The organism is Chryseobacterium sp. PMSZPI (genome assembly GCF_002835665.1).
GTDB lineage: Bacteria > Bacteroidota > Bacteroidia > Flavobacteriales > Weeksellaceae > Chryseobacterium.
The window spans coordinates 1-9407 of sequence record NZ_PIZV01000013.1 but is presented as its reverse complement, the minus strand read 5'-3'; the positions used below and the strand labels follow the sequence as shown (position 1 = coordinate 9407).

The window sequence follows — 9407 nt, the reverse complement described above, 5'->3', positions numbered from 1 at the left end:
ATTCTTTTTAATAAGTCTGATGTTAACTTTCATAATAAATTGATCTTATTTTAGTCAACTTATTTCAGGGACGTACAGTTCTTTATAACCTGAATAACTTCCTTCTTCCAGCTCCCAGCTTCCAGCCTGATTAAAATAGAAAATTCTTATCCCGAATTCAGGTTATTTAAACATTCATCAATTCGTTTTAGGAGCCAAAAACATAAAATCAGCCTGTATCATATCATATGAATGATCATTGATTTTAAAACCTCTCCTGACAAACAGTTGTCATAACTCCTCTCTATCTTTGACCTACAACAAAAAATCAAGAAATGAACAATGTAAAAGTAGAGCCTTTTAAGGTAATCGGTATTGCAGTAAGAACAACTAATGAAAATAATCAGGCAGCCACAGATATTCCTGCATTATGGGAGAAATTTATGAAAGAAAATGTGCTGGACAATATTCCCGGTAAAATAGACAATACGGTTTATTCTATTTATACAGACTATGAAAAAGACCATACAAAGCCTTATACGACCCTACTTGGATGTAAAGTTGAACATCTGGATATAATTCCGGACGGAATGATTGGACAGTCTTTCGATGGTGGAAACTATGTGAAATTTACGACCAAAGGGGATTTAAGCAAAGGGTTGATCATCAATGAATGGCTGGAAATCTGGAAAATGGATTTGGGAAGAATATTCACTGCAGACTTTGAAATCTTTGACCAGGCAAAAGTGCAAAACCCAATGGATGCGGAGATTGACATTTTGATCGCTGTGAAATAAACCGGTTTTGAAAAATACTGATATCACTCGTTGTGTATTTTGATATTACAAAAGTGTATCACAATCTGTTTAATTGAAGGTGAAATTTCCCTCTGGAGGGGTGTCAAATCTTTGATTTGACGGGGTGGTTAATTTGACGGTGTGTTCAAAAAGACATTCCTACTCAATTAAAAATATATTTCCAATACACAAGGATTCCAATAATTACGGCTGCTGCTACCATAAGAATTACCGCTCCTGCTGAAATATCTTTGATAAAGCCAATCCTCTTGTCAAAATTAGGGTGAATGAAATCACATATTTTTTCAATAGCAGTATTGAAAACTTCAGCACTTAAAACAGCCAATGACGAGATTAAAATAAGAGCCGTATCAATATAATTAAGCTTCAAATAAAAAATTAAAAATATATTGATGAGAAAAGCTACAAACTCAATTTGGAAGCTTCTTTCTGTTTTAATCATAAGAATGACTCCCCGGAAAGCATTAATAAAACTGATATGAACAGGAGGTTTCCGCATTTTTTTATTGTTTTTTTTAACAAATATAAGCTTTGTGATGCATATTGGAGCTTTTGTAAAAGAATCTTGCCAGAAGGCAAACGTAATATCAAGTCTGTAAACAGGTTGATGATATTTGTTAAAAACTCCTATAGATTATTTTTTTCTTTGTTATATGTATTTATTATATTTGTAGAAACTTATTTTTAAATCTATGAAATTTATTATTTCAAGTGGTGAACTGCAGAAGGCTTTGCAAACTGTAAGTGGCGTAATATCAAGCTCTCAATCGAGACCTATTTTAGAAAACTATCTTTTTGAACTAGACGGAAATAATGTTACCATTACAGCATCTGATGGCGAGACGACTCTTGTTACTTCTTTAGAAGTGAAGTCTGATGATACAGGGAAATTTGCTGTTCCTGCGAAAATTTTTCAAGATTTTATCAAGACATATGGTGAACAACCTTTAACATTTGCCGTAAAGGATAATGCTGAAGGTACCGGAAGCCAGCTTGAGATTTTAGATGAAAAAGACAACTTTGCAGTAGCATTAGACAATGCCGATGATTATCCTGAATTACCGGAATTTGATGCTTCACAAAGCGTAATAATGCCGGCGGGAGTACTATCTGAAGCTCTTACCAATACACTTTTTGCAACAAGTAATGACTCTCTTCGACCTGTAATGACGGGAGTATTATTCCAGTTTGGAGAAAATGAAACCAACTTTGTTTCTACAGACTCTCACAGATTGGTAGTTTATAAAAGAACAGACTTGATGAATGCCGAGCCAATGGAATTCATTATGCCTAAAAAACCTTTGAACATTTTCAAAAATATTCTGGCAAGTTCCAATGAAGACGTTAAAATCGACTTCAATGAGAATATGGCTAAATTTACATTTGATAAACATATCTGGATCTGTAGATTGATTGATGGAAAATATCCAAACTATACTGCGGTAATTCCAAAAGAAAATCCAAATGTATTGACGATCAATCGAAACCTTTTATTAGGCGCAATCAAAAGAGCATCTATCATGTCTAATAAATCTACCAACCAGGTAAGATTTAAGCTTTCAGGAAATATTCTTCACCTTCATGCAGAAGATACAGAATATGCAAACAAAGCAGATATGCAGATCCCTTGCGACTACAATGGAGAAGATATCAATATCGGATTCAGCTCTAAGTTTTTGACTGAAATGTTAACCATCTTAGGTTCTGATGATATTACAATGAAAATGTCTCAACCAAACAGACCGGGGATCATTGAACCTCTTGATGGCCTTGAAGACAACGAAAATATCTTAATGCTATCAATGCCGGTAATCGGATTGTAAGATTAAAATATAATAAATAAAATGAAAGCTGGAATTTTCCAGCTTTTTTTGTTTGTATAAAAATGAGTTATTAAGATTCTTTATGTGGTTAAGAAAATTAAGGGAATAGCTAAAGTTATTTATTAAGCCGTAGTCTAAACTAATCTTTGATGAATCTTAATTTTCCTTAATGGTTTAAATATTAAAATTGTTTAAACTTTATAAACCACAGGAGCTTTTATTTTAAAACACTTTAGTTCACTTAAGTAAGTTTGTTTAAAATGATTTTGTAGAAAAGTTCACATAAGATGAAAATCAAAGATTTTCACAAGGCTTAAGTGTCCTTATTATGCATAAGGCCTGGCTCTAAAAAAACTTAAGTGGTGAAACCTTTTGTGGTTAAAAATAATCAATATAAAAGTTTAAACAGCTTCATTGTTTAAAATTGTATCGAAGTATAGCCAGTTTATATTTTTGAAATTTTCTTTTCAAAAGAATCAATGAAATGGATTCTATCTTTGCCTTCTCAAAATATAAGGTAATATAGGTTGGTGAAAATCACAGCACTTAAAAACACTCACTAAACCAGTTTATTAATTTGTATCATTCACTTAAAGTGTTTATAATTAAAATGTAAGTTTTTTACTAAATTAAATGTTACTATCTAAGTATCTATTTGATTTATAAAAAGTAGAATTAATGAAAATTTATTCTCTTAAAGTTGGTGCTAAATTTCTGTATTTCTCAAAAAAACACGACATTTGTAGCGCAAAAAACCGCACAGGAAAATTGTGTGGAAATTCAAATAAAATTTTCAAAATAGATTCAATGAAAATATCAAACAACTGGCTGAAAGACTTTGTGAAAACGGAATTGAAAACTGAAAGAATCGGTGAATTCCTTACAGACATAGGTCTTGAGGTTGAAGGGATAGAAAAGTTTGAAAGTGTAAAAGGCAGTTTGGAAGGGATTGTTGTAGGTAAAGTTTTAACCTGCGAGAAACATCCCAATGCTGATAAACTAAAGAAGACAACAGTAGATGTAGGAAACGGAAAAGTATTGAACATCGTTTGTGGTGCTCCTAATGTGGAGGCTGGTCAAACGGTTCCCGTTGCCGTTGTCGGAACTAAAATCTATGATAAAACCGGAAACTTTTTTGAAATTAAAGAAGCAAAAATCAGAGGTGAAGTTTCTCAGGGAATGATTTGTGCAGAAGATGAGCTTGGCCTTAGCGAAGATCACGGAGGAATCATGGTGTTGGATGAAACCAAATATGAAGTAGGAAAAAACTTTGCCGATTATTTTGAATTGACCAACGACGAAGTTTTTGAAATTGGTTTAACTCCAAACAGAACCGATGCGATGTCTCATTATGGTGTGGCAAGAGATCTTCACGCTTACCTTTCTACAAACCAGTTGAAATCACAATTCAATAAAGTGGCTTCAGAGGTTTTAAATAATGAAGGCTCACACGAGTTTACGCTTGAAATTGAAGATGCAGAATTGTGTCCGAGATATATCGGAGCAGTGATTGAAGATGTGAAAATAGCAGAATCTCCATCTTGGTTAAAAGACAGATTGAAAGCGATCGGATTAAGTCCAATCAATAATGTTGTAGATATTACCAACTATATTCTTCACGGATATGGACAGCCTCTTCACGCATTTGATGCCGATAAAATTGCCGATAAAAAAGTGAAAGTTGGAGTGGTAAAACCAGGAACAAAATTCACCACTTTAGACGGAGTAGAAAGAACATTGAATGGTTCTGAAATCATGATCAAAGATGGTAAAGATACACCAATGTGTATCGCAGGAGTTTTTGGTGGAGAGACTTCAGGAGTATCTGAAACTACAAAAACAATATTCCTTGAAAGTGCTTACTTCAATCCTGTAGCAGTAAGAAAAGGGGCTAAACTACACAGCTTGAATACGGATGCTTCTTTCAGATTTGAAAGAGGAGTAGACCCTAATATTACAAGAACGGCAATTACTCATGCTATTAAAATGATTCAGGAAATTGCTGAAGGAAAATTAGTAGGAGACTTGCTGGAAGAGTATCCTAAGAAAATTGAAGATAGCTACGTGATTTTGAGATTCTCAAAAATCGAACAAATTTTAGGAACAAAAATCCATAGAGAAAAAGTAAAAGAGATCTTAAAAGCATTAGAAATTCAGGTTTTGAACGAAATTCCTAACGGTTTCGAAATCTCTGTACCGGCTTACAGAGCTGATGTAACAAGAGAAATTGACGTTATTGAAGAGATTTTAAGAATCTACGGATATAATAAAATTGATGCTCCTCAAAAGATTTCATTTACTCCTGTTAAGTTAAGTGCTAACGATCAGGACGAATTAGAAAACAGTTGGGCAAGAACTTTACAAGGCCTTGGTTTCAATGAAGTAATGAATAACTCATTAACTTCTGTAAAAGACGAAACTGATGCGGTAAAACTATTGAATCCTTTAAGTAATGATCTGGCATTCATGAGAAAATCCTTATTAGAAGGGCTTCTTCAGAATACAGTTTATAATATCAATAGAAAAAATCAGGATATCAAGTTCTTCGAATTAGGTAAGATTTATCACAAAAGAGATAAATACGAAGAAAGAAAGCAATTGGCAATTCTTGTTTCAGGAAGAGATGTTGCTGAAAACTGGTTACAACCTAAATCTGCCGTAAGCTTTTATAACCTTAAAGCTTATGTAAAAGTCTTATTGGAAAGATTAGCGGTGGATTATAAAGAAGTAGCATTATCCGATGAAAGATTCTCTGACGCTTTAACGTATGAAGCAGAAGGAAAAGTTTTGGTAAGAATCGGTAAAGTAGCTCCTGCATTGTTGAAAGAATTTGATATCGATCAGGAATGTTTCTATGCTGAAATCGAACTTGAATTGGCACAGGAATTACGTTCTAAAAACGAATTGAAGTTTAAAGATATTCCGAAATTTAATAAAATCAGAAGAGATCTTGCGTTACTGATTGATAAAAATGTAAACTATCAGGATCTATACCAGACTGCTAAGAAAAATAAATCTCCATTCATTAAGAGCATCAACCTATTCGACGTATATGAAGGTAAAAACCTTCCGGAAGGTAAAAAATCTTATGCTATGAGCTTTGAGCTATTGAATGAGGTGAAGACATTGGAGGAAAAAGAAATTACAGAAGTAATGGATTCTTTAATCAAGTCTTTCCAGAAGGAATTCAACGCAGAATTGAGATCTTAATATTAAGCATATATCACAATATAGAAACGGACTTTAAAAGTCCGTTTTTTTTATATATGTTTATTTAATTAATTTTGATAAAACTGTTTTTAAGAGTTTGGAGTCCTCCGAAATGACAGTTTGTATGCGTCCACATTGTTTAGTGTAGCTAACCTACTTTTGTCATTCAGGAATCTAGACTAAACTACATTAGAGTCAACCTTCAAATAAATAATTCAAAAAATCTGAATTAGGATTCCATATCTGAAATAAAATGTTTGGATTCCTGCGGAATGACAATGTTTGTTAGTATTATTTAAATTAATTTTACCAACTCTATTTTGTCGCTATGTATGAGTTTGAGCTAAACTATTATAGCAGCCATATTAAAAATATTTTGAGATTCTTAATTCATCTGAAATGACAGTGTTTGCATGCATCCACATTATTTAGTGTAGCCAGCCCACTTTTGTCATTCAGGAATCTAGACTTAGCTATTAGAGAGATATGTACAAGTCTTATTTCCTTACAGCTACGATAAAAGCCTAATCAATAATTTTACATCTAGGTATTTATCAATTTTTAATTCATTCTTTTTAAGAAAATAGTAGCCATTATAAGTTCAATTTGTATTTAAAATAAAATCGTAAAATATTCCAAATACTAAGTGTTAAAGAATAATAAAATTCGTCATGATCCGTTTAAATAATATAAATTCCGTAAATTTGGTTAATTCAAAAAGAAAAAAATGAAAAATCTTTTTTTAAGTATCTGTGCAGCAGCGGTATTAGCTTCATGTGGAACAATGACGAGTCCATCAGCTTCTAAAGTAGGAAAAGCTCAGCCGGCTCTTGTCAATACAAAATGGACATTAGCTGAGAATGTAAAAGGCAAAATCCCAACATTAAATATTGAAGGAGAGAAAGTTACAGGAAACGCAGGTTGTAATAACTATTTCGGTACGGCAAAGATAGATCCTTCAACAGGAAATTTTTCAGCTGGTCCGTTAGGTTCTACGAAGATGATGTGTAACAACATTGGAGTTGAGCAGAATTTTATGGATATGATGGGGAAAGCTAACAAATATGTAGTATCCGGAAACACTTTAGAATTATATAAAGACAATCTTTTATTATTGAAATTCAATAAAGCAGAATAAAAAACAAAAGGAACTCAATTTGAGTTCCTTTTTTATGTTTAGAGTGTTATTGATTAATCTTCCTCTTCTTCGTCGTATTTAGCCAACTCTTCATCGCACCATTTGAATGCTGCTTCTACCACTTTCGTAGCTTCATCTGCCATCGTTTCTTCATCATCACCTTCAAGATCATCTAACCACTCAACTTCTTCTTCTTCAACGTTTAGGATAAATCTTGGATATTCTGTGTGGACTACGAATAGATCTTCTGGAAACTCCGAATTATCTGCTAATAAAAACTTTGGTAATTTCATTTTTTTAATGTTTTAACTTTATCAAAGATAAATAAAATTATTGACTTAAAATGAGTTCAAAAACATTTTTGAAACTTTTTCAGCTTTTTTACTTTCTGAATAATCGTAGAAGCCTTCCCCTGATTTTACACCCAGTTTTCCTGCCATTACCATGTTTACAAGCAATGGGTTGGGAGCGTATTTAGGATTTTTGAAACCATCGTACATAACATTCAGAATAGCAAGGCATACATCAAGACCTATAAAGTCAGCCAATTGGAGTGGTCCCATTGGATGTGCCATACCTAATTTCATTACAGTATCAATCTCTTCTACACCAGCCACACCGTTATAAAGTGTTTCGATAGATTCATTGATCATAGGCATTAAAATTCTGTTTGCCACAAAACCTGGATAATCATTTACTTCTACCGGAACTTTACCCAAAGTTCTACTCATCTCGTACACAGCATCGAAAGTTTCTTTAGAAGTAGAATAACCTTTAATGATTTCTACCAATTTCATGATGGGAACCGGGTTCATAAAGTGCATTCCGATAACCTTATCAGCTCTCTTAGTGGCTGCAGCAATTTTAGTAATAGAGATTGAAGAAGTATTGGTAGCCAGGATACAACCGGCAGGAGCCAGTTCATCCATTTGACCGAAGATTTTTAATTTCAGATCCTGGTTTTCTGTAGCGGCTTCAACGATAAGATCAGCTGTTCCCACAGCATCATTTAATGTTGTAAAAGTAGTGATGTTTCCTAAGGTTTCTGCCTTTTGTTCTTCTGTAAGGTTTCCCTTTGCAATGATTCTATCAAGATTAGTAGTGATGGTCTTTAAACCTCTGTCCAGAGCTTCCTGAGATACATCTACAAGATTCACTTTAAATCCGCTTTGCGCGAAAGTATGTGCAATACCATTTCCCATGGTTCCTGCTCCGATAACTACAATGTTTTTGATCATTTTTCTTTTATTTTTTATAGATAGTTAAATTTTTTGCATTCATGAGATCTTGTTGGTGAACAACGGCGGTCGAATCAAAAAAAACAGTTCCATTGCTTTCTTGTTTTCTGCTACCGTTTTGATTGGAAACAGCTGCCGTAAGCCCACGTATAAGTCTGCTTTTTTGATTTTTTGTTAAAAAGTCGGTGCCTACATATAAACTGAATTCACCTTCTCTTCCTAAGCCGCTTTGTATCAGTATTTCCAGGCTTTTTATTTGATTTTTTTTCTTAAAATCCTTAAGGTAGCTGATGACTGGTTTGTCTGAAGGAGGACCACAACATACACTGCCATAGCTGATCTCTAAATAGTTTTGATTCTTTTGTGAAAAAAAGAAGGTAAAACAAAATAAAGCTACGGTTAATATTATTTTTTTCATGCTGATAAATTAGGTTAAGCAAGAGTTCAATTCTCTGCTTTAAAATTAAGCTTAATATTTTACTTATTAAAATCGTCCCAGACAACCTTAGAAATATCGGAAACAATTCTCGTGTTTACTTTTTCCGTTTCAGTAGAATTGCTTACAAACACAGCGATTGCATAATGTTTTCCATTCGGAAGACTAATGATTCCCATGTCATTTTCTGCTACCGTAAGAATGTTGTCAGGTTTGCCGGAAGAGCCGGTTTTGTGAGCGATCGGAGTCCCTTTAGGCAATTGTTCGACAATTTTATTGGTTCCCGTTGTGGTTCCCAGCATAATTTGCATTAATAAATCAGTCGATTTTTGTGAGATCAACTTACCATCATAAAATTTTTTCAATAAGTCTACAATTGAGTTGGTAGAACTGGAATTACCATATTGTGTTTTCCAGTCTCTATGCATATCATCTTCATTATACTTGATGTGAACATTTTTTACCCCTTTCGAATCCATAAATTGCTGAACAGTTTGAGGACCACCTATTAATTTTAACAAAAAGTCACAAGTGTTATTATCACTTTGTGCGACGGTATAACTGATAATTTCAGCTAAAGGAAGTTCAATATTTCCATTGGGATACTTTTCGCGTAATGGTGACCAGGTGTTTTCTAATAAATCCGATTTTTTAATTAAGAATTTCTGGTCTATTGAATATTTTCCCTTATCTACCAAATCAAGTACTGTAGAAGCCAGATGAAATTTGAAAACACTTAGCATAGGAAGAGGTTTATCCCCATTT

At 33.4% G+C, this 9407-nt stretch carries 9 protein-coding genes; 4 read left to right on the top strand and 5 right to left on the bottom strand.

The window, feature by feature from the left end; genetic code table 11:
* Positions 1-314: 314 nt before the first annotated feature.
* The gene (locus CW752_RS03385) at positions 315-776 is read left to right on the top strand and encodes a GyrI-like domain-containing protein (RefSeq protein ID WP_101238388.1); all 462 of its coding nucleotides are present in this window, start codon (positions 315-317) and stop codon (positions 774-776) included.
* A gap of 163 nt (positions 777-939) precedes the next feature.
* Here CW752_RS03385 and CW752_RS03380 read toward each other — a convergent pair whose 3' ends face one another.
* Positions 940-1296: a diacylglycerol kinase gene (locus CW752_RS03380; protein ID WP_101238387.1), complete on the bottom strand. Its 357-nt coding sequence runs from the start codon at positions 1294-1296 to the stop codon at positions 940-942.
* A gap of 193 nt (positions 1297-1489) precedes the next feature.
* Between CW752_RS03380 and dnaN the strand changes: the two genes are divergently transcribed.
* From dnaN to CW752_RS03365, 3 genes are all read left to right on the top strand, one after another.
* On the top strand, positions 1490-2620 hold the full coding sequence (gene dnaN, locus CW752_RS03375) for a DNA polymerase III subunit beta (RefSeq protein ID WP_101238386.1): 1131 nt from the start codon (positions 1490-1492) through the stop codon (positions 2618-2620).
* A gap of 807 nt (positions 2621-3427) precedes the next feature.
* Positions 3428-5830 (top strand): phenylalanine--tRNA ligase subunit beta, encoded by a 2403-nt coding sequence (gene pheT, locus CW752_RS03370; RefSeq protein ID WP_101238389.1) that lies wholly within the window; start codon positions 3428-3430, stop codon positions 5828-5830.
* Positions 5831-6557: 727 nt separating this feature from the next.
* Positions 6558-6968, top strand: coding sequence for an META domain-containing protein (locus tag CW752_RS03365; protein WP_101238385.1), 411 nt, complete (start codon positions 6558-6560; stop codon positions 6966-6968).
* Between the two features lie 53 nt (positions 6969-7021).
* Here the strand turns inward: CW752_RS03365 and CW752_RS03360 are convergent, their stop codons facing one another.
* The 4 genes from CW752_RS03360 to bla form a co-directional block, all read right to left on the bottom strand.
* Entirely contained in the window at positions 7022-7261 is a 240-nt protein-coding gene (locus tag CW752_RS03360) for a hypothetical protein (RefSeq protein ID WP_002977986.1), read from the bottom strand.
* 45 nt (positions 7262-7306) lie between these two features.
* Positions 7307-8203 carry a 3-hydroxybutyryl-CoA dehydrogenase gene (locus tag CW752_RS03355; RefSeq protein WP_185117562.1) on the bottom strand — a complete coding sequence of 299 codons (897 nt, stop codon included), beginning with the start codon at positions 8201-8203 and terminating at the stop codon, positions 7307-7309.
* A 10-nt stretch (positions 8204-8213) separates the two neighbouring features.
* On the bottom strand, positions 8214-8624 hold the full coding sequence (locus tag CW752_RS03350; RefSeq protein ID WP_101238383.1) for a hypothetical protein: 411 nt from the start codon (positions 8622-8624) through the stop codon (positions 8214-8216).
* Between the two features lie 59 nt (positions 8625-8683).
* Positions 8684-9407, bottom strand: a 724-nt coding sequence (bla, locus tag CW752_RS03345) for a class A beta-lactamase, subclass A2 (protein WP_101238382.1), incomplete at its 5' end; no start/stop codon positions are given.